The organism is Corynebacterium bouchesdurhonense, assembly GCF_900078305.2.
In the GTDB taxonomy this organism is placed as follows: domain Bacteria; phylum Actinomycetota; class Actinomycetes; order Mycobacteriales; family Mycobacteriaceae; genus Corynebacterium; species Corynebacterium bouchesdurhonense.
In genome coordinates this window covers 1,256,557-1,280,966 of the sequence record NZ_LT546028.1, presented here as the reverse complement: position 1 = coordinate 1,280,966, position 24,410 = coordinate 1,256,557, and the positions used below count along the sequence as shown (strand labels likewise).

25 protein-coding genes and 4 pseudogenes are annotated in these 24,410 nt (G+C 66.6%); 20 read left to right on the top strand and 9 right to left on the bottom strand.

The window, feature by feature from the left end:
- The first annotated feature begins 245 nt into the window (after nt 1-245).
- Nucleotides 246-821, top strand: coding sequence for a CueP family metal-binding protein (locus tag BN4252_RS10970; protein ID WP_066530794.1), 576 nt, complete (start codon nt 246-248; stop codon nt 819-821).
- 71 nt (nt 822-892) lie between these two features.
- A complete protein-coding gene (locus tag BN4252_RS10965; protein ID WP_066530790.1) occupies nt 893-2,374 on the top strand; it encodes a multicopper oxidase family protein in 1,482 nt (493 codons plus the stop codon).
- Between the two features lie 458 nt (nt 2,375-2,832).
- Here the strand turns inward: BN4252_RS10965 and BN4252_RS11620 are convergent.
- Nucleotides 2,833-3,309, bottom strand: a pseudogene (locus BN4252_RS11620) (recombinase family protein).
- A 105-nt stretch (nt 3,310-3,414) separates the two neighbouring features.
- Here BN4252_RS11620 and BN4252_RS10945 point away from each other — a divergent pair.
- A pseudogene (locus BN4252_RS10945) lies at nt 3,415-3,660 on the top strand (LLM class flavin-dependent oxidoreductase); the annotation flags it as partial.
- A 46-nt stretch (nt 3,661-3,706) separates the two neighbouring features.
- Here the strand turns inward: BN4252_RS10945 and BN4252_RS10940 are convergent.
- Entirely contained in the window at nt 3,707-4,096 is a 390-nt protein-coding gene (locus BN4252_RS10940) for a heavy metal-responsive transcriptional regulator (protein WP_066531010.1), read from the bottom strand.
- A gap of 108 nt (nt 4,097-4,204) precedes the next feature.
- Here BN4252_RS10940 and merA (BN4252_RS10935) point away from each other — a divergent pair, with 108 nt between their 5' ends.
- The 5 genes and pseudogenes from merA (BN4252_RS10935) to BN4252_RS11670 form a co-directional block, all read left to right on the top strand.
- Entirely contained in the window at nt 4,205-5,629 is a 1,425-nt protein-coding gene (gene merA, locus BN4252_RS10935; RefSeq protein ID WP_066530783.1) for a mercury(II) reductase, read from the top strand.
- A 34-nt stretch (nt 5,630-5,663) separates the two neighbouring features.
- Nucleotides 5,664-6,317, top strand: coding sequence for an organomercurial lyase MerB (merB, locus tag BN4252_RS10930; RefSeq protein WP_066530781.1), 654 nt, complete (start codon nt 5,664-5,666; stop codon nt 6,315-6,317).
- A gap of 439 nt (nt 6,318-6,756) precedes the next feature.
- The gene (locus BN4252_RS11500; protein WP_078056919.1) at nt 6,757-7,239 is read left to right on the top strand and encodes a TlpA family protein disulfide reductase; all 483 of its coding nucleotides are present in this window, start codon (nt 6,757-6,759) and stop codon (nt 7,237-7,239) included.
- Nucleotides 7,236-8,192: a cytochrome c biogenesis CcdA family protein gene (locus BN4252_RS10915; RefSeq protein ID WP_066530776.1), complete on the top strand. Its 957-nt coding sequence runs from the start codon at nt 7,236-7,238 to the stop codon at nt 8,190-8,192. The genes BN4252_RS11500 and BN4252_RS10915 overlap by 4 nt, the downstream gene beginning before the upstream one ends.
- Nucleotides 8,193-8,568: 376 nt before the next feature.
- A pseudogene (locus BN4252_RS11670) lies at nt 8,569-8,719 on the top strand (IS481 family transposase); the annotation flags it as partial.
- A 263-nt stretch (nt 8,720-8,982) separates the two neighbouring features.
- On the opposite strand, the gene BN4252_RS10905 reads toward BN4252_RS11670, so the two are convergent.
- Together BN4252_RS10905 and BN4252_RS10900 are read right to left on the bottom strand one after the other, a co-directional pair.
- Entirely contained in the window at nt 8,983-9,297 is a 315-nt protein-coding gene (locus BN4252_RS10905; protein ID WP_230208643.1) for an NIPSNAP family protein, read from the bottom strand.
- Nucleotides 9,298-9,402: 105 nt separating this feature from the next.
- The gene (locus BN4252_RS10900; RefSeq protein ID WP_066530770.1) at nt 9,403-9,756 is read right to left on the bottom strand and encodes a DMT family transporter; all 354 of its coding nucleotides are present in this window, start codon (nt 9,754-9,756) and stop codon (nt 9,403-9,405) included.
- 18 nt (nt 9,757-9,774) lie between these two features.
- Here BN4252_RS10900 and BN4252_RS11615 point away from each other — a divergent pair.
- Nucleotides 9,775-10,020, top strand: a pseudogene (locus tag BN4252_RS11615) (LLM class flavin-dependent oxidoreductase); the annotation flags it as partial.
- A gap of 46 nt (nt 10,021-10,066) precedes the next feature.
- Here BN4252_RS11615 and BN4252_RS10890 read toward each other — a convergent pair.
- Nucleotides 10,067-10,456, bottom strand: coding sequence for a heavy metal-responsive transcriptional regulator (locus BN4252_RS10890; RefSeq protein WP_005290994.1), 390 nt, complete (start codon nt 10,454-10,456; stop codon nt 10,067-10,069).
- Nucleotides 10,457-10,554: 98 nt separating this feature from the next.
- On the opposite strand from BN4252_RS10890, the gene merA (BN4252_RS10885) reads away from it, so the two are divergent.
- From merA (BN4252_RS10885) to BN4252_RS11610, 3 genes are all read left to right on the top strand, one after another.
- Nucleotides 10,555-11,976 carry a mercury(II) reductase gene (gene merA, locus BN4252_RS10885; protein ID WP_066530767.1) on the top strand — a complete coding sequence of 474 codons (1,422 nt, stop codon included), beginning with the start codon at nt 10,555-10,557 and terminating at the stop codon, nt 11,974-11,976.
- Nucleotides 11,973-12,323: a hypothetical protein gene (locus BN4252_RS10880; protein WP_066531008.1), complete on the top strand. Its 351-nt coding sequence runs from the start codon at nt 11,973-11,975 to the stop codon at nt 12,321-12,323. Before merA (BN4252_RS10885) ends, BN4252_RS10880 begins: the two co-directional genes overlap by 4 nt.
- Nucleotides 12,324-12,515: 192 nt before the next feature.
- Nucleotides 12,516-12,905, top strand: a complete 390-nt coding sequence (locus BN4252_RS11610) for a peptide chain release factor I (protein ID WP_038589558.1) — start codon at nt 12,516-12,518, stop codon at nt 12,903-12,905.
- Between the two features lie 3 nt (nt 12,906-12,908).
- On the opposite strand, the gene ychF is transcribed toward BN4252_RS11610, so the two are convergent.
- Nucleotides 12,909-13,994: a redox-regulated ATPase YchF gene (gene ychF / locus BN4252_RS10870; RefSeq protein ID WP_066530765.1), complete on the bottom strand. Its 1,086-nt coding sequence runs from the start codon at nt 13,992-13,994 to the stop codon at nt 12,909-12,911.
- A 92-nt stretch (nt 13,995-14,086) separates the two neighbouring features.
- Between ychF and BN4252_RS10865 the strand changes: the two genes are divergently transcribed.
- Genes BN4252_RS10865 through BN4252_RS10855 form a run of 3 tightly spaced genes read left to right on the top strand, consistent with a single transcriptional unit; the run spans nt 14,087 to nt 17,205 of the window.
- Complete coding sequence (locus BN4252_RS10865) at nt 14,087-15,475, top strand: AI-2E family transporter (RefSeq protein WP_230208641.1); 1,389 nt, start codon at nt 14,087-14,089, stop codon at nt 15,473-15,475.
- 24 nt (nt 15,476-15,499) lie between these two features.
- Nucleotides 15,500-16,543: a DNA recombination protein RmuC gene (locus BN4252_RS10860; protein WP_066530749.1), complete on the top strand. Its 1,044-nt coding sequence runs from the start codon at nt 15,500-15,502 to the stop codon at nt 16,541-16,543.
- Between the two features lie 11 nt (nt 16,544-16,554).
- Nucleotides 16,555-17,205, top strand: coding sequence for a DUF6542 domain-containing protein (locus BN4252_RS10855; RefSeq protein ID WP_187370952.1), 651 nt, complete (start codon nt 16,555-16,557; stop codon nt 17,203-17,205).
- Here BN4252_RS10855 and BN4252_RS10850 read toward each other — a convergent pair whose 3' ends face one another.
- Nucleotides 17,206-18,159, bottom strand: coding sequence for a 4-hydroxy-3-methylbut-2-enyl diphosphate reductase (locus BN4252_RS10850; protein WP_078056918.1), 954 nt, complete (start codon nt 18,157-18,159; stop codon nt 17,206-17,208).
- A gap of 129 nt (nt 18,160-18,288) precedes the next feature.
- Here BN4252_RS10850 and xseA point away from each other — a divergent pair, with 129 nt between their 5' ends.
- Nucleotides 18,289-19,533, top strand: a complete 1,245-nt coding sequence (xseA, locus tag BN4252_RS10845) for an exodeoxyribonuclease VII large subunit (protein ID WP_392389940.1) — start codon at nt 18,289-18,291, stop codon at nt 19,531-19,533.
- Between the two features lie 72 nt (nt 19,534-19,605).
- On the top strand, nt 19,606-19,896 hold the full coding sequence (locus BN4252_RS10840; protein ID WP_066530729.1) for an exodeoxyribonuclease VII small subunit: 291 nt from the start codon (nt 19,606-19,608) through the stop codon (nt 19,894-19,896).
- Between the two features lie 54 nt (nt 19,897-19,950).
- On the opposite strand, the gene BN4252_RS10835 is transcribed toward BN4252_RS10840, so the two are convergent.
- A complete protein-coding gene (locus BN4252_RS10835) occupies nt 19,951-20,535 on the bottom strand; it encodes a DUF4245 domain-containing protein (protein ID WP_078056916.1) in 585 nt (194 codons plus the stop codon).
- Between the two features lie 182 nt (nt 20,536-20,717).
- Between BN4252_RS10835 and glpX the strand changes: the two genes are divergently transcribed.
- The gene (gene glpX / locus BN4252_RS10830) at nt 20,718-21,731 is read left to right on the top strand and encodes a class II fructose-bisphosphatase (protein WP_066530720.1); all 1,014 of its coding nucleotides are present in this window, start codon (nt 20,718-20,720) and stop codon (nt 21,729-21,731) included.
- Here glpX and BN4252_RS10825 read toward each other — a convergent pair.
- Nucleotides 21,728-22,417 carry a CPBP family intramembrane glutamic endopeptidase gene (locus BN4252_RS10825; protein WP_066530711.1) on the bottom strand — a complete coding sequence of 230 codons (690 nt, stop codon included), beginning with the start codon at nt 22,415-22,417 and terminating at the stop codon, nt 21,728-21,730. The two genes, glpX and BN4252_RS10825, sit on opposite strands and share 4 nt — an antisense overlap.
- 74 nt (nt 22,418-22,491) lie before the next feature.
- Between BN4252_RS10825 and BN4252_RS10820 the strand changes: the two genes are divergently transcribed.
- Together BN4252_RS10820 and BN4252_RS10815 are read left to right on the top strand one after the other, a co-directional pair.
- Nucleotides 22,492-23,892 carry a class II fumarate hydratase gene (locus BN4252_RS10820; RefSeq protein ID WP_066530708.1) on the top strand — a complete coding sequence of 467 codons (1,401 nt, stop codon included), beginning with the start codon at nt 22,492-22,494 and terminating at the stop codon, nt 23,890-23,892.
- Nucleotides 23,893-23,943: 51 nt separating this feature from the next.
- Nucleotides 23,944-24,405 (top strand): hypothetical protein, encoded by a 462-nt coding sequence (locus BN4252_RS10815; RefSeq protein ID WP_066530703.1) that lies wholly within the window; start codon nt 23,944-23,946, stop codon nt 24,403-24,405.
- The last annotated feature ends 5 nt before the right edge of the window (nt 24,406-24,410 follow it).

Sequence of the window (24,410 nt, the reverse complement as noted above, 5' to 3'; positions counted from 1 at the left end):
GATCTTCCTGATTGATAGTCCCTGCCCACGCAGGAACCGAATTTGAGCCCATTGATCCAAAGAAATCACCCATCCAATCTTTTTCGGATGGGCTACATTTCGAGGAGCGTTTTGGGCTACTTTTCAACGAGCGCTGACAGGGTTTTTGACTTCTAGCCCGTCAGGCACCCGTGCTACATAAAGGTATGGCATCGACCTTGAGGCGGTGTCTTCTCATGGCCCCACTACGATCCAAGGAGATTGACGTGAAACGAGCAGCGATCGCAGCCACCGCCCTTGCCCTCGCCCTCACGGGGTGTTCGGCCGCCGACCCGGAACCCGCCGCCGATGGGACGGTGTCCCAGGATACATTCCTGACTACCCATGGCCTGGCCGCCATGGACGCGGTGGAGATCGTTGATCACCTCGACCGGCAGAAGGTCACTGAGCGTCCCACGGATCTGATCGCCTCAGTGCGTGCCGATGAACTGCTGCTCTCGAGCGATGACCAGGAAGTCGTGGTCGATCTTCCCGACAATCAGACGTATGTCTCGATCGCACCCTATCTCACCTCCACCCACGACTGCTTCTACCACAGCCTCACGACCTGCCAGGGGGAACTCGACAATGAGGATATCCAGGTCACGATCACCGATGAGGCGACCGGTGAGGTGCTGGTGGACGAGGCGACAACCACCTACGACAACGGGTTTATTGGCTTCTGGCTTCCCGATGATGTCACCGGCCTGATTGAGGTCAGCTACCAGGGGCGTACCGGCACCACGGAGTTTTCCACCACCGACGACGGTGCCACCTGTGTCACAGACCTGCGCCTGACGTGATGGCTCAGCAGGGTTCTCACCTGCGCCTGTCTCCCGTGTCACTGAAATCTTGCACCAAGGACGGTTAAATCATGACGAACGCTTTTTCCCGACGACAGTTTCTGCTCGGCGGGCTCATCCTCGCCGGCACCGGGGCCGTGGCCGCCTGCACCAGCGACCCTGGACCCGCTGCCCCGGCACCAGGTCCCTCCCTTCGCCCCACTCCCACCCCCACTGCGCTCGGTGAACCGACGGTGCGCCGGACACTGACCGCCCGGCCCCTCTCCCTGGATATCGGCGGCATCGAAGCCAAGACGTGGGGATACGTCTCTGACACCGGGGATGCGGCCATTGAGGCCACCGCCGGCGACGTCCTCCAGGTCGATATCACCAATGAACTGCCTGAGAGCACCTCCATCCACTGGCATGGCATCGCACTCCACAACGCAGCCGACGGTGTGCCCGGCATGACCCAGGACCCCATTGAACCTGGCGAGTCTTTCTCCTATGTTTTTGAAGTCCCCCACGGTGGCACCCACTTCTACCATTCCCACACCGGCCTGCAGCTTGATCGCGGCCTCCACGCCCCACTGATCGTCCGTGACCCGCAAGACGCTGAGGACCAGGACGTCGAGTGGACCATCGTGCTCGACGACTGGGTCGATGGCATTCAGGGCACTCCTGACGATGAGCTCAACAAGCTCACCGGAATGGGTTCGGGCGACCATAACGGGAGGATGGGAATGGGAGGTCACGGCCAGATGATGCACGGCACCCCGGACCGGGTACTGGGCGGGGATGCCGGCGATGTGATGTATCCGCACTACCTCATCAACGGACGTATCCCCCGTGCTCACCGGACCTTCGAGGCTCGCCCGGGCGACAAGGCCCGCCTGCGGTTTATCAACTCCGGCGGTGACACCATCTTCAAGGTGGCCCTCGGTGGTCACCGCATGACCGTCACCCACACCGACGGCTTCCCCGTCCAGCCCTGGGAGACCGAATCGATCTACCTGTCGATGGGCGAGCGTGTCGACGTCGAGGTCATCCTCGGCGACGGCATCTTCCCGCTCACGGCTTTGGCGGTGGGTAAGGACGACCGCGCCTTCGCCGTCATCCGCACCGCCGGCGGCCAGGCCCCCCGCCCCGATGTCGACTTCCCCGAGTTGTCGTCCACCGGACTGCTTCTGTCCTCCCTGAAGCCCGCAGACCGTGCACTCCTGCCCGAGGGCACACCAGACCGAGAAGTCAGCATCGACCTGGGCGGGCAGATGATGCCGTATGAATGGAGCATTCTCACCGACGGCCAATCCTCCTCCGCGACCGTGCAGGAGAGCCAGCGCCTGCGAATGGTCATGCGCAACAGGACCATGATGCCCCATCCCATGCACATCCACGGTCACACATGGGCGCTGCCCGGCAGCGGCGGGCTACGCAAGGACACCGTCCTTCTCCGCCACGGTGAAACCATGATCGCCGACCTGATCGCTGACAACCCCGGTGAGTGGGCATTTCACTGCCATAACGCCTATCACATGGAAACTGGGATGCTCAGCTCGCTTCGCTACGAGTAACCCCCACAGCAGGGTTAAGTGCCGAGGTGGGCAGAGTCGCTGCAGACCACCCACCGCGCAGCACGATGACCTCCCTCGGTGTTGTGGTCTTCCGAGACAACCAGAACACCGCCTTCTTCCCCACCGCCCCGGAATATGGAGATCTAATCCATGCCGAGCACCCCCCCGCAGAGCCGCCCATCGCGGTTGCCACGGTGCTCACCGCCGTGACCCTGGTGGCCTGTTCCTCAGGCGACGGCGAAACGCCGTCGCCGTCGGGGGCACCTTCCAGTTCCACTCACCAGGAGGCCAAACCGAGATTATCTACGCAGAGGAGGAACGTGCCCCGCTGCCGGACTTCTCCGGCCCGTCGCTGATGGAGGAGAGTCTACCTGTCACCTGTGATGGACCTGTTCGACCGTTCAATCGTTGCCCACACCGTGGCTACCTCGCCGACGACAGCGTTGACCGCCGAATCCTTAGCTCAGGCGATTAAAACGTGTGCGCCTGAACCTGGGTGGATGATGCACACCGATCAACCTAGCCCCTTTACACTCGACTTCACTGCGTGCTACGGCCGCCTCGATGCGCGCGAACATCCGGCCTCCGTCAGTACGGAGGTCCCCATCACCATTCGCGGTAACAAGCTTCAACCCGTGCTCTTCCGCTCTGTCGGTCCACTCGATCTGCGCCGGCTGTCGTGTTAGACGATCCAAGTCCTAGCAAACAATCGTGTCTAGCTCGCCTCGCTTAAAACTAGCGACCATCGCGTCGTAGTCGGGACGTTCCACGTCTTTCTTAGAAGCCGATATCGACTGATCCACATAGGTGTGTACGACCGTCCAGCCACGCTGCTTTGCAATGGCTTTACAGTCTTCTCGCTGACGCTCGATGGCAAGACCGTCCATGGCAGCATCGAGCGAGATGCGAAGGTAAATGGCAGCACGTGTTGTCACACGACTAGCGCTTGCTCGCCTTAGGTTACGTTGAACTTGAACTCGACGGTATGTCGTTGCAAAGTTACTCCCTCTCGTTAACACCATCAAAAGGAGTGTTATCCAATGAAAGCGTTCGGCTTCTTAAGCTTCGGGCATTACGCCTTCGGCAGCCAGTGCGGGCCATCTGCGGAAAAGATCGCCAAGACTCGTCTGGAGATCACCCAGGCTGCGGACGAAATCGGCGTGAGCAACGCGTCCTTCCGAGTCCACCACTTCGCGCTGCAGGCCTCCGCCCCGATGCCGCTGCTGTGTGCTATCGCGGCCACCACCAAAATCATCGAGGTGGGCACCGGCGGCATCGACATGCGCTAGCGCATATCGGGGTTGTAGCGTTTGAGTCATTGACTCCCGCCGTCTACAAGTACCTACACACTTGATCGGTGCTGCACGTTTCAGGATCCGGGTGCGCGGCGTCCTGGCTAAGGTCCGCGATAGTGTCGCGCAGCACGGAGAGCTGCGCGATCTGCTGCTCGATCTCAGCGAGGCGCACGTCAAGCAGGTCGCGCACGTGCTCGCAGGGCGCATGGCCGCCGTCGCGGATGTCGAGGATCTGGCGGATCTGGGCGAGGGTCAGCCCGGCGGCCTGGCCCCGGTGGATGAACCCGACCCGACCCACGGCATCCTCGGCGTAGTCCCGATAGCCGGAGGCCAATCGCTCGGCCGGAGGGAGCAGCCCCGACTCCTCGTAGAACCGCAGGGTCTTGGTCGTGGTTCCGGTTGCTTCCGCAAGCTGTCCGATCCTCATGTTCGCCGATTCCCCTTCCAATGGCCACCACACTTGACTTTCCATTGTACTGGAAGGTTCACAATGGTTCCATAGGAACTTTTGAACCACAGGGAAGAGACATCTGGAATGACAAACGAAAAGTTCGATCTGGCGATTATTGGTTCCGGCGGCGGAGCGTTTGCGGCCGCGATCCGGGCCACCGGGCTGGGCAAGCGCGTCGTGATGGTGGAGCGCGGCACCGTGGGCGGGACATGCGTGAACACGGGCTGCGTCCCGTCGAAGGCGCTCCTGGCTGCCGCGGAGGCCCGCCACGTGGCGTTGGATTCGGCCCGCTTCCCTGGGGTGGCGGCCTCGGCGGGCCCGGTGGACATGCCGGCCCTGATTCAGGGCAAGGCCGCGCTGGTTGAAAGCATGCGCACGGAGAAGTACGTCGATCTGGCCGCGGACTACGGGTGGACGATGATCTCGGGGGACGCGTCGTTCACCGGAACCCAGGACGCACCGCTGCTCCGGGTGATCTCCCCGGATGGTGCAGTGAGAACGATCGAGGCCGGGCACTACCTCGTGGCCACTGGCTCCGCACCCTACGTGCCCCCCGTTCCCGGACTGGCCGAGGCCGGGTACCTGACCTCGACGACGGCGATGGAACTGGACGAGGTGCCCGAATCAATGCTGATCCTGGGCGGAGGCTATGTTGCCCTGGAGATGGCACAGCTTTTCTCCCGGCTGGGCTCCCGGGTGACCATGCTGGTCCGTTCCCGGTTGGCCTCGCAGGAGGAACCGGAGGCATCCAAGGCGTTGGCGGGGGTGTTCGCCGACGAGGGGATCCGGGTGGTCCGGCGGGCCATGGCCGACTCCGTGGCCTCCGGCCCGGACGGGGTCTCGGTGACGGCAAACGTGGCCGGGGACGAGGAGGTGTTCCGCGCTTCCCACATCCTCGTGGCACTGGGCCGCCGCCCGGTGACCGAGGGACTGGACCTTGACGCCGTCGGGGTGAAGACCGGCGCATCCGGCGAGATCGTGGTCGATTCCCGCCTGGCCACGTCCAACCCGCGGGTTTGGGCCGCCGGGGACGCGACCGGCCATCGGGAGTTCGTTTACGTCGCAGCGGCCCACGGCGCCCTGGCCGTGGACAATGCGTTCACCGATGCCCTGGCCGAGGTCGACTACCGGCACCTGCCCCGGGTCACCTTCACCAGTCCCGCCATCGGGGCGGTCGGGATGACGGAAAAGGAAGCTGTCGCCGCCGGGATCAGCTGCGAGTGCCGGGTCCTCCCCCTGGAGTACGTGCCGCGAGCCGTGGTCAACCGCGACACCCGCGGCTTCATCAAGGTTGTCGCGGACCGCGACACCGGACGGATCCTGGGCCTCTCCGCGGTGGCCAAGGACGCCGGGGAAATCGCCGCCGCCGGCGTCTACATCCTCGAAGCGGGCATGACCACCGCGCAGGTCGCCGCCGCCTGGTGCCCCTACCTGACGATGGCCGAGGGCATCAGGATCGCCGCCAAGGCCTTCACCACCGACGTCTCCAAGCTCTCCTGCTGCGCCTGAGCTGCAGCCCCCACTACCGAAGCAAAGGAATGCCATGACCGCCACCGACCAGGCCCTCACCTATCTGTTGTCCCCCGCGCGCTCCGGAATAGACCCGGAATTGTTCATGCCGCTGCTGCGGCTCCTGGCCGAGGGCGAGCCCGTCACGGTCGCCGAACTGGCCACCGCCAGTGGCCGGAGCGAAGACACGGTCCGGCAGGGACTGGCCGCCGTCCCGGACACCGAGTACGACGACGAGGGCCGCATCATCGGCCTGGCCCTGACGATGCGGCCCACCCCGCATCGCTTCACCCTGGCCGGGGAACAGCTCTACACCTGGTGCGCCCTGGACACCCTCTTCTTCCCGGCCCTGATCGGGAAGGCCGCAACCATTGAGTCGACCTCCCCGGGTAGCGGGACCCTCATCCGGGTGATGACGGGCGCGGACGGCACGGTGACCTCCGTGCAGCCGGCCACCGCCGTCGTGTCCATCATCAGCCACCCGGGCACGGGGCCGGTGCGGTCATCGTTCTGCAACCAGGTCCACTACTTCGCCTCCCGCGAGGACGCCCAGCCGTGGTTGGATTCCCATCCCGACGGCGAAGTCCTGGACATCGAGGCGGCACACCGGGCCGGTGCCGCCATGGCCGCCGCCTTCCTCGCCGCGGCCGCCACGCGGGCCCCCGCGGCGCAGGACTCCTGCTGCTGAGCTTTAGACATGACATGACCCAGCACCCAGAACAGCCAGACACCGGCCATCAACCCGTCCGGCAGACCGGTCGCCCCGGGCGATACCACACACTGGCCGCAGGAATCGGCATAGCAGCGGCCATGATCCTGTGCTGCGCAGGACCCATCCTCATCGCCGCCGGAGCCCTCGGCGCGATCGCCGGATTCTTCTCAAATCCCCTCGTGTTACTCGCGGCCGCCACGGTGCTCCTGGCCGGGATCATCGCCGTCACCAGGCAGCGAAAACGCCGCAGGACCGACGACTGCTGCCCTCCCGCATCCCCCGAGCACCACCGCACCGCCTGAGTCCCCATTCCTGGAAGGAACCACCAGACACCATGACATACCCGAGATCCCGCCGTTCTCTGTCCGTTCCCCGGCCCAGGCACCTCGCCTCCGCCCTGTTTCTGGCAGCGGTCATGGCACTGACAACCGCCTGCGCCAGCTCACCGAGCGGCCCGTCGGCCGCGCCAGGCGGTTCGTCGCCCGACGCGGCCGGTGCCGTTGCTGTTACGGTCTCCGACATTGACGGCACTACCCGGACCATCCCGGACGGTAAGCCCGCAGCACTGTTCTTCTTCTCTGTCGGATGCGGTGAGTGTGTGGAAGGGGCCGATTCCCTGAACAAGGCCTCCACGGCCCTGGGAAGCTCGGCCGACTACCTCCTGGTGGACGTGGACCCCCGAGAACCGAAGGAGACCATCAACGGATTCCGCGATTACATCAAGGCCCCTGAGCTCCCTGCCGTCATCGACACCGGGGCCACACTGACCACCCGGTACAAGGTCACCTCCATAAGCACCCTGGTGGTGGTCGACGCGAAGGGTGACGTTACCTTCCGGGCCACCGACCCGTCTGCGGAAAAGATCCAAGAAGAACTCACCAAGGCCGGTGCCCAATGACAGCCCTGCTTGCCCTGGCCTTCGCCGCTGGAATGATTGCCCCGGTCAATCCCTGCGGTTTCGCCCTCCTGCCCGCCTGGATAGCCCAGACCATCGGGGACGCCCGGACGCGCCCGCTCGCGCTGCGTCTGGCCCACGGGCTCCGGGCCGGGCTCGCGCTCAGCCTCGGCTTCGCCGGGACCCTCGCAGCCTTCGGGCTGATCGTCAGCGCGGGCGCCAGGACCCTGATCAGCGCAGCGCCCTGGCTGGGAATGGCCACCGGGGTGATCCTTCTCCTGCTGGGCCTGGCCATGCTCACCGGACTCACACCACGGCTCCGTCTGCCGGCCTGGGCCACGAAACCCCGCACACAAGAAGCCGCAGGGGCAGGGCACAAAACCGGGCGCATGGTGGCCTTCGGGGTCGGATACGCCGCAGCATCCCTCGGCTGCACCCTCGGGGTGTTCCTGGCCGTGATCGCCCAAGCCCAGGCCGTCGCCAGCTACGCCGGGCTGCTCGCGGTCTTCGCCGCCTACGCCGCAGGCTCGGCCACTGTCCTGATGCTCGTTTCGGCAGGCACGTCCATCGCCGGGGCCGCCCTCGGGCGAAGAATCACCGGCCTGGCCAAGCACAGCAACCGCATCGCCGCCTTCATCCTCACCATAACCGGCGCCTACCTCAGCTGGTATTGGTATCCCGCCGCCACCGGCGGAACCGCACAGGCCAACAGCCTCGCCGTATGGTCAGCCGCCGCCAGCGCCTGGATCAGCGACAACAGCGCCCTGATCGCAGCCCTCGCCGCAGCCGTGGTGCTCGCATCGGCATTGGCCGCCCTCAACCGGCGCAGGAGACTGCGCATCAGACAGGGAACGCCGCCCACAGGCGAGGGCCCCGGGCAAAGCGGGGAACCCGACTGCTGCACACCAACTCCGGACAACAACTCGACCGAGGACCGGCCAGGCACGATCCCGTAGCTGGCCGAGGACTCCCAAAAAGCAAGGGGGAGAGGGAACCTTGCCCATCTTCTGGCAAACGAGGCGCCCGCCTATCAGGACAGGTTGGTACAGCGGCATCAGGCCGGAAGTCAATTCGTGCAGAGGACTTCGGGCAATCCGTCAGGAGCCCTCTGTACCGCCCCCCGCAATGACGGGAACGTCAGTGTGGTGGACTTCGGAAAGCCACAGTGACACCCACTAGTTGTACTCGACCGTGACGTTGGTGGCACTTTCGGTCTTGTGAAATAGCTAGGCCTCCTGGCTTAGTGGAGCTGTCTAGTTCTTCACTGCCAGGAGGCCTCTATGCCCAACGGTAACGCCCGCTTGACCACGCATGCGAGAGCGTTGCTGGTGGCCAGGCAAGCTCATCCATATCGATGTGAAGAAACTCAGCCGCATCCCCGACAGCGGCGGTTGGCGAGTCCACGACCGATCCGCGACCGGAAGACCCGATCGGGTTCGACCACGTCCATGCCGCTGTCGATGACCACACCCGACTCACTTATATGGCCCACTAGCGGTCGCGGAGCGTCCTGAAAACCTAAAGTTTTATGAGACACCCGGCAGGAACTGGAATGTGAGACCGTTTCAAGGGGCAATTGGCCTCCTCCCCGTCTCACTAAAGCGTCTCGCCCTAAGTTGTCGCAGGGTGGTGCTCGGTAGGGGTTTGTGAGGCATAATCGAGACATGAGGCTTTTGGGGTACACCCATCTGTACGCGCTGACCTGCGGCGTTGTGGGTTGTGCCGAGCGTGCTGCCGGAGTCCCTTTCAGTGTCCCTGGGGTAGGAGCGGCCGCATGAAGGTGCGCTCGTACCGCAGGACGCACCCGGACTCGTCTCGAATCCGGTCAGCGGCGATGAAGTCCGGGTGGGTGCCGAACAAGGTGCGGTACTGCTCGTAGGCAGCCAGGCTGGGGAAGCTGAACAGGGATTCCGCACGGTCACTCACACCTTCCGCGGGTAGGTAGTACCCGTGGTGGGTGCCGCCGTGTTCGTCGACATGCCGCATCCAAGCGCGGGCGAACTGTTCAAAGGCCGCGATCTGGTCGGGGTCGATGGTGTAGTGGACGACACAGGTGATCACATCCACAACGCTAGGCCCACAGGCGCTCATTGGGGAGCCTTTGTCTGTGCGCCTCGTGGTGCACCTGGGGCACACCAATCTGCCTGGTTTACCTGCGAAAATGCGTCAGTTCGCCAAGTTGGCGCCGAGTTCAACGGTGAGAACTCCGACGGCGATGAGGAGGATGCCGAGGGCCATGGTTCGGGTGAGGGGTTCGTGGAAGATGACCCGGGCGAGGATCGCGGTGAGAGCTACGCCGGATGCTGCCCAGATGCCGTAGGCGACGCCAAGGGCCATGCCGTCGGCCAAGGCGAGACTTAAGGCGACGAACGCCACGAGATACCCCGCGATGACGCCGATGAACCATTTCTTCACCCGGCCACCGTCGGAGGCTCGTAGCGACATGGTCGCGACGACTTCGGACAAGATGGCGCCTGCGAGGTATGTCGTTGCAAAGTTACTCCCTCTCGTTAACACCATCAAAAGAAGTGTTATCCAATGAAAGCGTTCGGCTTCTTAAGCTTCGGGCATTACGCCTTCGGCAGCTAGTGCGGGCCATCTGCGGAAAAGATCGCCAAGACTCGTCTGGAGATCACCCAGGCTGCGGACGAAATCGGCGTGAACAACGCGTCCTTCCGAGTCCACCACTTCGCGCTGCAGGCCTCCGCCCCGATGCCGCTGCTATGTGCTATCGCGGCCACCACCAAAATCATCGAGGTGGGCACCGGCGGCATCGACATGCGCTAGCGCATATCGGGGTTGTAGCGTTTGAGTCATTGACTCCCGCCGTCTACAAGTACCTACACACTTGATCGGTGCTGCACGTTTCAGGATCCGGGTGCGCGGCGTCCTGGCTAAGGTCCGCGATAGTGTCGCGCAGCACGGAGAGCTGCGCGATCTGCTGCTCGATCTCAGCGAGGCGCACGTCAAGCAGGTCGCGCACGTGCTCGCAGGGCGCATGGCCGCCGTCGCGGATGTCGAGGATCTGGCGGATCTGGGCGAGGGTGAGGCCCGCGGCCTGGCCGCGGTGGATGAAGTCGATCCGAGCGACCGTCTCGGGCGCGTAGTCGCGGTATCCGGACGGCGTGCGCTCGGTCGGGGGCAGAAGGCCCTGTTCCTCGTAGAAGCGAAGGGTCTTCGCGGTAGTGCCCGCCCTCTCGGCGAGTTCTCCGATCCACATTGCTGTCTCCCTCCGTGGCCGCGCTTGACCTTCCCCTGCACTGGAAGGTCCAGTATGGCTGAGACAGAGCAGAAAGCCAAGAGTTGACAGGAGTAGCGATGCCTACGAAATACGATCTCGCCATCATCGGATCGGGAGGCGGCGCGTTCGCCGCTGCGATCCGCGCCAGCACGCTCGGGAAGTCGGTGGTGATGATCGAGCGCGGGACGCTCGGCGGCACCTGCGTGAACACGGGCTGCGTCCCGTCGAAGGCGCTCATTGCCGCGGCCGGCGCGCGGCACGTCGCGGTCGACGCCGCAACCCGGTTCCCCGGGATCGCGACGACGGCGGATCCCGTCGACATGCCCGCGCTGATCGCTGGGAAGCAAGCGTTGGTGGAGTCGCTGCGCGGCGAGAAGTACGCCGACGTCGCCGACTCCTACGGCTGGCAGGTCCTCCGCGGCGACGCCTCGTTCGTGGGCACCCCTGATGCGCCGGTTCTCGATGTTGCCGGATCCGACGGAAGCGTCGAGACCATCGAGGCCCACCACTACCTGGTCGCGACTGGTTCTCGCCCGTGGGCACCGCCGATCGACGGCCTGGAGGAGACCGGATACCTGACCTCGACCACGGCGATGGAGCTGACGGAGGTCCCCGAGTCGCTGCTGGTGCTCGGCGGCGGCTACGTCGCCCTGGAGCAGGCGCAGCTGTTCGCCCGCCTCGGCTCGCAGGTCACGCTGCTCGTGCGGTCCCGGCTCGCCTCGAAGGAGGAGCTGGAGGTGTCGAAGGCGCTCCAGGAGGTGTTCGCCGACGAGGGCATCCGCGTCGTCAGCCGCGCAGTGCCCACCCGGGTCTCCCGCGGCACGGGAGGCGAGGCCGTCGTGACCGCCGCCTTGTCCGGCGGCTCGCAGGAGTTCCGCGCCGACCAGGTCCTGGTCGCCCTCGGACGCCGTCCCGTCACCGATGGCCTGAACCTCGATGCGGTCGGGGTGAATACCGGAGACTCCGGCGAGGTGGTCGTCTCCGACCGGCTGCAGTCCTCGAACCCGCGGGTCTGGGCCGCGGGCGACGTGACCGGGCACCCCGAGTTCGTCTACGTCGCCGCCCACCACGGCACCCTCGTCGCCGAGAACGCGTTCGCCGACGCCGACCGGTCCGTCGACTACGCCCGCCTGCCGCGGGTGACGTTCACCGGGCCCGCGATCGGCGCGGTCGGGATGACCGAGAAGGACGTCCTCGCCGCGGGGATCCGCTGCGACTGCCGCGTCCTGCCCCTGCACCACGTGCCCCGCGCCTTGGTGAACCGCGACACCCGCGGGTTCATCAAGATCGTCGTGAACGCCGAGACGAAAGAGATCCTCGGCCTGACCGCCGTCGCCAAGGACGCCGGGGAGCTCGCCGCCGCAGGCGTCCACGTGCTCGGCAGGACCGTCGCCGAGGTCGCCAACGCCTGGGCCCCCTACCTGACCATGGCCGAGGGCATCCGGATCGCCGCGAAGGCCTTCACCACCGACCCGTCGCTGCTGTCGTGCTGCGCATGAACGGCAACGCAGGCAATCGGGGAGATCTCATCCTGAAGCAGACGATGAGCGCCGATCAGGACCGCGACGAATGGCGCGCCGGTCCCGTCGTCGCTGCAGTGACCGGGCTGCTCTTGCTGGCATGCTGCGCGCTTCCGTCGCTGCTCTGCTGCGGCCTGCCGTTCATCGCGGCGGGCGGAGCACTCGCAGGCGTCGGTGGGCTCCTCGGTAATCCCTGGATCATCGGTGCCGGGACCGCCGTCGTGATGGCCGTCATGGCGGGGGTGCTCGTCAGGCTACGGCGGCGGCACCCGCGCCGCAGGCCCGGCTGCTGCGAAAATCCTTCGACCGCTGATCGGAACCGGTAGTTCGAGCGGATCCAGCGATCACTGCCACCTGCGGAGGCCGCTAAAATCGAAGCCCGACGGGAGAAGGAGGAGCAAAAAGCGTTCGAATCAACCGGTGACGAGGATAATACTGAGGCTGGATCCCGGCCGTCGCGACGCGGTCTCCGCTTCCGCCGAGACGAGAAAGGGTTGTGGGCACCTAGGCTGGGCGGCATGAACGACATGACCATAGCGCCCGGCCCGGGGATCCCCGACGGTGCGGTCATCGCCGCCGATCTCGCGGAGCGTTTCGCGAAATCGTCGACTCCGGGCGGCCAGGGCGTCAACACGACGGACGGCAAAGTCCAGCTTTCCATCGATGTCGCCGAATGCGCATCGCTTACCGACGCCCAGCGTCACCGTATCTCGCGCAACCTCGAGCACCGCCTAGACGGCTCCGTCTTTACCGTGACTGCGTCGACTCAGCGGTCTGTGTTTCGCTCCTGGTCCTCTCGCTTGCACCTGCGACACAGCCTCGTGTCCCCGGGCCGTAGCGTTCGGGGGAGCACAATAGCCCCAGTCCTCATCACGTCCCGGGATCAAAGAGTTCATCGCAGAGGTTAAGCACTACACGTTGAACTTGAACTCGACAACGTCGCCGTCGACCATCACGTAGTCCTTGCCCTCCTGGCGCACCTTGCCGTGGGAGCGGGCCTCGGCCATGGAGCCGAACTCGTCGAGGTCCTCGAAGGCGACGATCTCCGCCTTGATAAAGCCCTTCTCGAAGTCGGAGTGGATCACGCCGGCGGCCTTCGGGGCGGTGTCGCCCTTGCGGATCGTCCAGGCGCGGGCCTCCTTCGGACCCGCGGTGAGGTAGGTCTGCAGGCCGAGGGTGTCAAAGCCGGCCTTGGCCAGCGTCTGCAAGCCGGGCTCGTCCTGGCCCACGGCGGCGAGCAGCTCCGCGGCGTCCTCGGCGTCCAGCTCGAGCAGCTCGGTTTCGGTCTGGGCGTCGAGGAACACTGCCTCGGCCGGGGCCACCAAGTCGTGCAGCTCCTGCTTGCGGGCTTCGTCGGTGAGGACGGACTCGTCGGAGTTGAAGACGTAGAGGAACGGCTTGGCCGTCATCAGGTGCAGGTGGTGCAGGAGCGCCAGGTCGATCTCGCCGGCCTTGGACGCGGCGAATAGCGTGCGGTCATCCTCGAGCACCGCCTGTGCCTTCTTGGCCTCCTCCGCTTGGGCGGCGATGTCCTTGTCCTTGCGCCCGTCCTTCTCCAGGCGCGGCAGGGCCTTCTCAATGGTCTGCAGGTCCGCCAGGATCAGCTCGGTGTTGATCACGGAGATGTCGGAGGCAGGGTCCACCTTGCCGTCGACGTGGATCACGTTGTCGTCGGCGAACGCGCGCACCACCTGGCAGATCGCGTCGGCCTCGCGGATGTTGGCCAAGAACGCGTTGCCCATGCCCTCGCCCTCGGATGCGCCCTTGACAATGCCGGCGATGTCCACGAAGGACACCGTGGCGGGCAGCACCCGCTCCGAGGAGAAGATCTCGGACAGCCGGTCCAGCCGGGGGTCCGGCAGCTCGACCAGGCCCACGTTCGGCTCGATAGTGGCGAACGGGTAGTTGGCGGCCAGCACATCGTTGCGGGTCAGCGCGTTGAACAGGGTTGACTTTCCCACGTTGGGCAGTCCGACGATTCCAAGGGTAAGGCTCACGTGGCGACATCCTAGTAGACGCCCGCGACACGGGGCTGCGGAGGTACAAAGGGGCGTCGAAAAGCAACTGCCCATCGTGCACAATGGTACGGGTGAGCGACAACAACACGGGGACCCAAGTGCCAAGGCCCAACGACGACCGCGTAGACCGCGGCGTCGTCCTGAACGAGTGGGCCAAATCCGCCGCCAAGTTCGCGCTGCGGATGCTGGTCATCGCAGTGTTTGTGTTCGCCGTGGCGAAGTTGATCGGCGCGCTGTGGGCCGGCATCCTCCCCGCGATTCTTGCGCTGATCATCTGCACGGTGCTCGCGCCGATCGCGACGTGGATGCGCCGCCACAAGGTGCCGTCGGGGCTGGCCGCCATCATCACGCTGCTGGGGTTCGTCGCGCTGCTGGCGGCGGTGCTGATGCTGATCGCGCCGGACATGGTGTCGCATTCGCGCATCCTCTACCTGCAGGCGCTCGAGGGCATCCAACGGCTGCAGCTGTGGCTGCAGAACCCGCCGCTGAACATGAACCCGGAGGACCTCAGCGAGGCGATCAACGAGATCGCCCAGTGGGCGCAGAACCAGGCGGGCGCGATCGCGGGCAGCGTGTTCTCCGGCATCGGCACGGCGGCCGGCCTGTCCGTGACGGCGATGGTGATCACCGTGCTGACGTTCTTCTTCCTCAAAGACGGCCACCGCTTCCTGCCGTGGCTGCGCTCGGCCACCGGCGGCCGCAGCGGCCTGCACGCGACCGAGCTGCTCACGCGCGCCTGGAACACGCTCAGCGGCTTCATCCGGGCGCAGGCCATCGTCTCCATGGTGGACGCCACCTTCATCGGCGTGGGCATCTGGCTGGTGGGCGTGCCGATGGCGTTCACCCTGTCCGTGATCACGTTTATCTGCGGCTTCATCCCCATCGTCGGCGCGGTGGTCGCGGGCGCGCTCGCCGTGCTGGTGGCGCTGGTGTCGCTCGGCTTCACCGAGGCGCTGATCGTGCTGGCGATCGTGATCGTGGTGCAGCAGCTCGAGGGCAACGTCCTCTCCCCCATGCTGCAGTCGCGCGCGATGGACCTGCACCCCGTGATCGTGCTTATCTCCGTCACCGTGGGTGGCGGCATGTTCGGCCTGGTCGGGGCGTTTCTGGCGGTGCCGGTGGCGGCCATGATCGCGGTGGCCTACCGCTACGTGCTGGACATGCTGCGCCTACACGCGGGCGAGGTGGCCGCGGACGAGCTCGAGTTCCTCACCCCCGAGGGCCTCGCCATCGCCCAGATCGAGGAGGAGGAATCCGTCCACGAGCGCCGGCAGCTGCGCAAGGAGCGCGACTGGTCCACGGCCCCGGTTGTAGACGAGGTGGTCGAGCCCGCCCCGCCGGGTCCCGGGACCACGAGCTGGAAGAAGCTCCGCGAGCGCAGCCGCAAGATCCGCCGGGCCAGCGGCGACAATATCGAAGATTCGTTCGAGAAAACGGTGGGGCGCGCTGAGGCCGAGTAGGTCGCATCTGCTTAACTCGGCGGCATGTCTACCGCCACCGGATCGCTCGTTTTCCTCACCGGCCTACTCCTGGGCGTGATCGCGGGCGCGCTCGCGGCGTTGGTGTGGGGCCGCAGGCGGGAGCCGGCCCCGGCGCCGCCGGACCTGCGGCCCATCGCGCACTCGCTCGACCAGCTTCACGCCCAGCTTGGCGCCCTAGAGCGGGAGCAAGCGCTGGCCAGCAACGCCCTCGCCGGCCAGGTGCAGGCCATCGGCCGCACCTCGGCGCGATTGGGCACGCGCACGGAGCAGCTGGTCAACGCGCTGCGCTCGCCCCAAACCCGCGGGCGGTGGGGCGAGATGCAGCTCCAGCGCGTGGTTGAGCTGGGCGGCATGCTCGAGCACGTCGACTTCGACACGCAGGAGCACCTGCTTGTCGACGGCACCTTGGTCCGCCCCGACATGATCATCCACCTCGCACACGGGCGGACGATTGTGGTGGACGCGAAGGTGCCGTTCTCGTCCTACCTGGACGCCATGAATACCGAGGACCCGGAGGAGCAGCAGGCCTTCATGCGCCGCCACGCCCACCTGTTGCGCTCCCACGTGGACACGCTTTCCGCCAAGTCCTACATTGAGGCGTTCCAGCCCACGCCCGAATTTGTGGTCATGTTCGTACCCGCCGACCCGTTTTTGGACGCCGGGCTGCAGATCGACCCGGAGCTGTTGGACTACGCGTTCGCCCGCGACGTGGTCATCGCCACCCCCACCACCCTGTTCGCCCTCCTGCGCACCGTGGCGCTGGGGTGGCGCCAGGAATCCCTGAACGAGAGGGCCAAGGAGGTCCAGCGCCTCGGCGCGGAGCTGCACCAGCGGCTGGGCACCATGGCCGAGCACTACAACCGGGTCGGCTCCTCGCTGGAGAAGGCGGTCGAGGCCTTCAACGCCACGCTGGCGTCGATGGATTCGCGCGTGATGGTCACGGCCAGGAAGCTGGAGGAGCTCGACGTGCCCCTGCGCCGGAGCGGCTCGGCGGGGCTGCGGCCCGTCTCCGCGAGTCCCCGCCGGAGCGATCCGGCGAGCGACTAGGCTTTTAAGGCGTGTCTCATACGTCGAACCGGAACCGGCAAGCGCCCGCGGCCACCTTCACGGGCCTGCCGACGGGCTCCGCGATCGGCATCATCTTCGCCGCCCTCTTCACCGGCGCCCTAATCTCGGTGTCCACCGGAACGATCGGCTGGCCGCTGCCCGCCCTCTTCGCCGCGGCCGTGGTCCTGTGCACCACTGCCGTGAACCCACGCGGCATCTTCCTCACCGCCGCCTCCGCGCCCGTCCTGTTCGTGGTCGCGGTAGTTGCCGCCGGCTACGCCACCAACCGCGGGCAGATCTCCGCAGGCGGGACATCCTCGAAGACCGCGCAGCTTATGCTGGTCTACCCACTGCTGCAGCTCTTCCCCGTGCTGCTGACCGTCACGCTCGCGTCCGTCGCAATCGGCTGGGCGCGAATCCTGCTACTGAAGCGCCAGAACAAGGCGCTCGAGCGCGCGGAGAGCTCGCAGCGCTCGCGTCAGGCCGCCAGCAACCGGCGCACCAGTTCGCAGGGCGTGCGCGCGCGGGAGCGCAGCCGGTCGGTGTCGGTGCAGGAGTTGGTTTCGCGCGAGCGTACGGGGGCGTCGACAAGCAACAAGCCCCCGCAAGGCGGCTCGACCCGGATCTCGAGCCGGCTTGGCGACGATCTCTACGGCCGCTAGCTACCCCCGCGCCTCGCGCAGATCGCGCGGCAGAGCGAAGGTGATGGTTTCCACGGTGTTGGTGACCTCCTCGACGTCCGTGTAGCCGCGCTCCGCTAGGTGCGCGACCACCTCCTGCACGAGGATCTCGGGCACCGACGCGCCCGAAGTCAGGCCGATGGTTTGTGCGCCGTCCAGCCAGGACTCGTCGATCTGGTGGGCGTAATCGACCAGGTAAGAGGCCTTCGCGCCCGCCTCGAGCGCGACCTCGACGAGGCGCTTCGAGTTCGACGAATTCTGCGAGCCGACCACGATAACCAAGTCGCACTGCGGCGCGATGTTCTTCACCGCGGCCTGGCGGTTCTGGGTGGCGTAGCAGATGTCGTCGCTCGGCGGGTCCTGCAGGTGCGGGAAACGCTCCTTGAGCTTGGCCACGATCTCCATCGTCTCGTCCACCGAAAGGGTGGTCTGCGACAGCCACACCAGCTTCTGCTCCGGGCCAAACTCGGGGAGGCTGGCCACACCCTCGACGCCGTCCACGAGGTGGGTGACCTCGGGGGCCTCGCCGGACGTGCCCTCGACCTCCTCGTGGCCCTCATGGCCCACGAGCAGGATCTGGTACCCGTCGCGAGCGAAGCGCTTCGCCTCGTTGTGCACCTTAGTCACCAGCGGGCACGACGCGTCGAGGGTGAGCAGGTTGCGGCGCACCGCGGACTCGCGCACCGCGGGAGAGACGCCGTGGGCGGAGAACACCACGTGGGCGCCCTCGGGGACCTGCTCCGTGCCGTCCACGAAAACCGCGCCTCGCTCCTCGAGCGTCTTCACCACGTACTTGTTGTGCACGATCTCCTTGCGCACGTACACGGGTGCACCGTACTTGGCCAGTGCCTTCTCAACCGTCTCCACCGCGCGGTCCACCCCGGCGCAGTAACCGCGGGGCGCGGCGAGTAGAAGTTTTTTACCCGGAGCATTCATGGAACCGACCCTACCCAACGCACGTCTAAAACAGTAGAAGCCGCCGGCCTCACCTACCCTGTGGGGACGGCGCCGGAAAGAAGCCGTCTGAGGAGCAAACTGTGGGCGGAAGCCCCGGAAGTGAGGAGGATACGCGTGGCGGAAAAGAGTAGCCCGGAGAACCCGTGGAGCGTCTCGCGGCTCAACAACAGCGTCAAGGGCTGGATCGACCGCCTCGGCTGGATCTGGGTCGAGGGCCAACTCACGCAGGTGAACTCGAAACCGACCTGGCGTATCTCCTACCTGACGCTGCGCGACACCCAGGCGGAGGTCAGCGTGCCGCTCACCGCCAACACAAGCATGCTGCGCGCCATGGCCCGCCCGCCGAAAGACGGTGACCGCGTGCTCGTGCACGGCAAGCCGCGGTACTACACCGGCCGCGGATCCTTCTCGCTGGAGGTCACCGAGATCCAGCACGTTGGCGAGGGCGAGCTTTTGGCGCGCATCGAGGAGCTGCGGCGCCGGCTGGCCGCCGAGGGCCTGACCGACCCGGCGCGCAAACGCCGGCTGCCCTACCTGCCCAACAAGGTGGGCCTCATTACCGGGCGGGGATCTGCCGCCGAGCGCGATGTGCTCAGCGTTGCGCAAGCGCGGTGGCCGGGCGTGCAGTTCGAGGTGATCAACACCCCCGTGCAGGGCGCGCAGACGGTGCCCGCCGTCATCGAGGCGCTGGAGCGCCTAGACCGCAACCCTGAGGTGGACGTGATCATCATCGCCCGCGGCGGCGGCTCGGTGGAGGACTTGCTGCCCTTTTCGGAAGAGGCGCTGCAGCGGGCCGTGGCGGCCGCCGGGACTCCCGTCGTGTCCGCCATCGGCCACGAGCCGGACAACCCCGTGCTGGACAACGTGGCGGACCTGCGCGCGGCCACGCCCACCGACGCGGCGAAGCGGGTGGTGCCCGACGTGGCGCAGGAGTTCGCGTTCGTGTCCGAGGCACGCGCCCGCACCGCCTCCGCACTGCGCGGATGGGTGCGGCGCGAGGTGCAGGGGCTGCGAGCTATCCGCTCCCGCCCCGCCCTGGCTAACCCAACCGCCGGGATCACCCAGCGCCTGGACGAGGTGCAGCGCGAGGTGCAGCGGATGCGGCGCGAGATGACGCATGGCGTGCAGCAGGAGACGGCCCGGGTGGCGTCCCTTCGCGCGCAGGTGGCCGCGCTCGGCCCCTCCGCGACGCTGGCGCGCGGCTACGCCGTGGTGCAGGTTGTACCGCGGGACGGCTCGGGGCCGGAAGTGGTGACCAGCATCGAGCAATCACCGCCCGGCTCGCAGCTGCGGATCCGCGTCGGCGACGGCTCCATCACCGCCGCGGCGATGGGCACCACCCCGGCCGACTAACCGGCGGCCAGACCACCCTGCGGAACCTTTGTAGTTTTTGTAGTGACAGATTTTCGAAGCGAGGAGAACACGATGGCTGACAACACTTTCGGCGCGGGACAGCCCGGCGATAACGCCTTCCCGGACCCGGACACCCTGAGCTACGAGCGAGCCCGCGACGAGCTGGCGGAAACAGTGCGGATCCTCGAGCTGGGTCAGATGAGCCTGGACGAGTCGCTGAAGTACTGGGAGCGCGGCGAGGCGCTGGCGAAGCGCTGCGAGGTGCTGCTCCACGGCGCGGCGCAGCGCGTCGAGGCGGTGATTCAGGAGCGCGCGCAGGCCGACGGCCAGGCCGGGGGCACGAACGCGGGCGAGGCGCAGTAGGCCGCAGCGCGGGAGTCTCGGCGCGGGAGGCCGCGGCGCGGGAGTCTCGCCCGGCTAGGCCGCGCTTGCTGCGCTCGCCGCGATCGGCGCGGTGTGTAGCGCGGTGGAGATGAGCTGGCGGAACTCGTCATCGGTGCCGGCGCCGGTAACTAGCAGGCGGGCATCGCCGGCGTCCACCACCCAGAGGTCGCGCACGTCGTTGTCGTCGGAAAGCAGCACGCGCGCTTCGGTGCCCTCGATGGTCTCGGTGCGCTCCTCTGGGCGCAGCTTATCGTCGTGGCCGGCTACGGCGGCATCAAAGGCGGCGCCGGTTTGGGTGAGTTGGAGGTAGCCCCGGTCGGGCGTGACCCAGCCAACCACCGGCGCGGGCTGGCCGTCGATCATGGTTCGACGCGCCGAGTTTGTCACCCAGCCCTCCGGCATCTGCGGGAAGCGCACGGGGAAATCCACGGCGCGCGCCTCCATGTTGAGGAACGTCTCGGCGTCCACCTCGTGCACGGGCCCCGCCTCCGGCCCGCCGGGGTTGTAGGAGCACAGCCCCGTCGCGCCCACGCCCACGAGCATGAGCACCACCACGATCAGGACGTTGAGGAACATGTCGCGACCGTCTTGGAATACGCGGGGTTTGTCTTTAGCCACGGGCAACAGTATGGCATGCCCTCGACCGGCCCCCGAATCAACACAGGCGTGCCCGCCGCGCGGCCGCTCCCCTTTTCAGGTGTAGAAACAGGCATCCGCCCACGGCGGAGGTGCCAGAATAGTGGTGTGGTGCCTGCCGGTGCCCGCTACGCCCGCTACTCGCCTTGAGGAGGCCCCGCTCGATGACTGAATCGACCAACGAATACTTCCCCGACCGCAACCTCGCGATGGAACTGGTCCGCGTGACGGAGGCGGCGGCGCTCGCGTCCGGTCGCTGGGTGGGCCGTGGCAAGAAGAACGAGGGTGACGGCGCCGCGGTGGATGCGATGCGCAAGATGATCAACTCCGTCGACATGGACGGCGTGATTGTCATCGGCGAGGGTGAGAAGGACGAGGCCCCGATGCTCTACAACGGCGAGCAGGTGGGCAACGGCAACGGTGCCGCCGTCGACCTCGCGGTCGATCCGGTGGACGGCACCCGCCTCATGGCCGAGGGACGCCCGAACGCGATCTCCGTCATCGCGGCGGCGGACCGCGGCTCCATGTTCAACCCGCGCGACGCCTTCTACATGAACAAGATCGCGGTCGGCCCGGAAGCCGCGGGCGTCATCGACATCACCGCGCCCGTCGCGGCCAACATCGACGCGGTGGCGAGGGCCAAGGGCATCCTGCCGTCCGAGGTGACCGTGGTGGTGCTCGACCGTCCGCGGCACGAGCAGCTTGTCGACGATATCCGGAAAGCCGGCGCCAAAGTCCGGTTCATCATGGACGGCGATGTGGCTGGCGCCATCGCCGCCGCACAGGACACCAGTTCCATCGACTTGGCGATGGGCATCGGCGGCACCCCGGAAGGCGTGGTGACCGCGTGCGCGCTGAAGTGCCTCGGCGGCGAGATCCAGGGCATGCTCGCTCCGCAGAGCGACGCGGAGCGCGAGGCCGTGCTCGCCGCGGGCCACGACCTGGACCGCGTGCTGGGTATCAATGACCTGGTCTCCTCCGACAACTGTTACTTCGCCGCCACCGGCGTGACCAACGGGGATCTACTGCGCGGCGTGTCGTACCGCAAGGCCGGCGCCACCACCCGCTCCCTGGTCATGCGCTCGAAGTCCGGCACGGTGCGTTACGTGGAATCCATGCACAAACTGGCCAAGCTGCAGGAGTACTCGGTGATCGACTACACCGACCCGACCAACTAGAGCGCGAACAGGGCCGCGAACACGCCGAGGCTCGCCACCACATTGTTCACCAGGTGGGCGATGAAGCTGCCCGTGATGCCGCGGTGCAGGCGGGCGAGCCACGCTAGGCCGATGCCTAGGAAGAAGGTGTAGATGACGGCCTGCGGCACCACGTGCACGGCCCCGAAGAGGAGCGAGGTAAGCAGGACGCTCGTCCACCCCGGCATGCGGGTGTCGAAGTAGCCGAGCAGCACCCGGCGGAAGACGAGCTCCTCGATGAACGGGCCGAGCAGCAAATACCCCGCGAGTGTCAGCAGGATCGGCAAGGAGCTCGTCGCCTCGCCCGCAATAGATTCCGCCGCGGTGTCCGGCGACGGCTCGAGGCCGAACAGCGGCGCGACGGTGGCGGTGGCCAACCCGGCGGCGATGATGAGCGCGGGGATGCGCCACAGCAGGTGCCAGCCTCCCTTGCCCAGCGGCGTGAAGCCGAGCTCGAGCCCGCGGCGCCGCATGTGGCGGACCAGGAACCACGCGGGTGCGGCAAGTGACAGCGCGATCGCCGCGGGCAGGGCAACCACGGCCGCCTCCCGCGGAGGACGCAACCGGATCAAGATCAGCCCCTGCCCGATCAGGAGAAGGTAGGTCGCCGCCATGGCCCCCACCGCCACCAGCGCGTCCCTCCCACGCGGCGGGGTGAGTTCCGGCATATCTGCTCCTCGAACGTGACCCATCGGGCATAATCCCAAGGTGTAAGCGTTAACTGCAACGGCAAAGGATCGTAATGGCTGATCAGGAATACCGCATCGAGCACGACACCATGGGCGAGGTCAAGGTGCCCGTCGACGCCCTGTGGCGCGCGCAGACCCAGCGCGCCGTGGAGAACTTCCCCATCTCCGGTCGCGGGCTGGAAGCGCAGCAGATCCGCGCGCTCGGTCTGCTCAAGGCAGCCTGCGCGCAGGTGAACAAGGACCTGGGCAACCTCGATGCCGCCAAGGCCGACGCCATCATCTCCGCGGCGAAGGAGATCGCTGACGGCAAGCACAACGACCAGTTCCCCATCGACGTGTTCCAAACTGGTTCCGGCACCTCTTCCAACATGAACACCAATGAGGTCATCGCGTCGATCGCAAAGGCCAACGGCGTTGAGGTGCACCCGAACGACGACGTGAACATGGGCCAGTCCTCCAACGACACCTTCCCCACTGCCACGCACGTCGCCGCCACCGAGGCCGCCGTTGAGGACCTCATCCCGGCGCTGAAGGTGCTGCACCAGTCCCTCTCCAACAAGGCTGCCGAGTGGCACGACGTGGTCAAGTCCGGCCGCACCCACCTCATGGACGCCACCCCGGTCACCCTCGGCCAGGAGTTCTCCGGCTACGCCCGCCAGATCGAGCTGGGCATCGAGCGCGTGGAGAACACCCTGACCCACCTGGGTGAGCTGGCCATCGGCGGCACCGCCGTGGGAACCGGCATCAACACCCCGGCAGAGTTCGGCGGCAAGGTGACCGAGGAGCTGCGTAAGCTCACGGGCGTCGAGCAGCTGTCCGAGGCGAAGAACCACTTCGAGGCGCAGGCAAACCGCGACGGCTTGGTCGAGTTCTCCGGCGCGATGCGCTCCGTGGCGGTTTCCCTGTACAAGATCGCGAATGACATCCGCCTGATGGGCTCCGGCCCGCTCGCTGGTATCGGCGAGATCCACCTGCCGGACCTTCAGCCGGGCTCCTCGATCATGCCGGGCAAGGTCAACCCGGTGCTGTGCGAGACCGCCACCCAGGTCTCCGCGCAGGTGATCGGCAACGACGCTGCGGTGGCGTTCGCGGGCACCCAGGGCCAGTTTGAGCTGAACGTGTTCATCCCGGTCATGGCCCGCAACGTGCTCGAGTCGGCGCGGCTTTTGGCCAACACCGCCCGCCAGTTCGCTACCCGTTTGGTGGACGGCATCGAGCCGAACGTTGAGCGCATGCGCACCTTGGCCGAGTCCTCCCCGTCGATCGTGACCCCGCTGAACTCGGCGATCGGCTACGAGAACGCGGCAAAGATTGCCAAGCACGCCGTGAAGGAGGGCATCACCATCCGCCAGGCCACGATCGACCTCGGTTTCGTGGACGGCGAGAAGCTCACCGAGGAGGAGCTGGACAAGCGCCTCGACGTACTGTCGATGGCGAACACCGACCGCGCGTAGTGCCCCGCTAAGCTCTACCCCCAGCAACGTCGTCGAGCTGGGGGTTTAGCTATGCCCGATTCCTTTTCTGAGCTGCGCGCCGCCGGCGGCTCCAACCGGCCGTGGGTGATTGCCGGGGTGATTGCGCTCGCGATCGCGCTCATCGGCGTCGCGGCCGCGGCCGGGTATCGGTATGCGCACCCCCGCCAGGAGCTTTTGCTTGGCGACGCCTCCCCCACCGGACCGTACTCCGGCTCCCTGACCCCAACCGGCGGGGCCGCCGAACCGCAGCCGTGGCCCGTGACGGCGGTGTTCGGTGGCGGCACCGCCACGGTGACGCTCACCGAGACCGGCTGCACGGCCTACTTCGATACTTCGCTGCGGTCAGTCCCGCTCACGGGTGCGTGCGCCGGCGCGATCGGCGACGGTTCGTGGCGCGTGGAGGTGCCGGAGCGCGGCAGGGTGGTGGCGTCGTACGTGGAGGACGGGCTTGTGGTGGCGGAGGGCGAATTGACCCCCGGCCTGCGTCGATAGCGCGG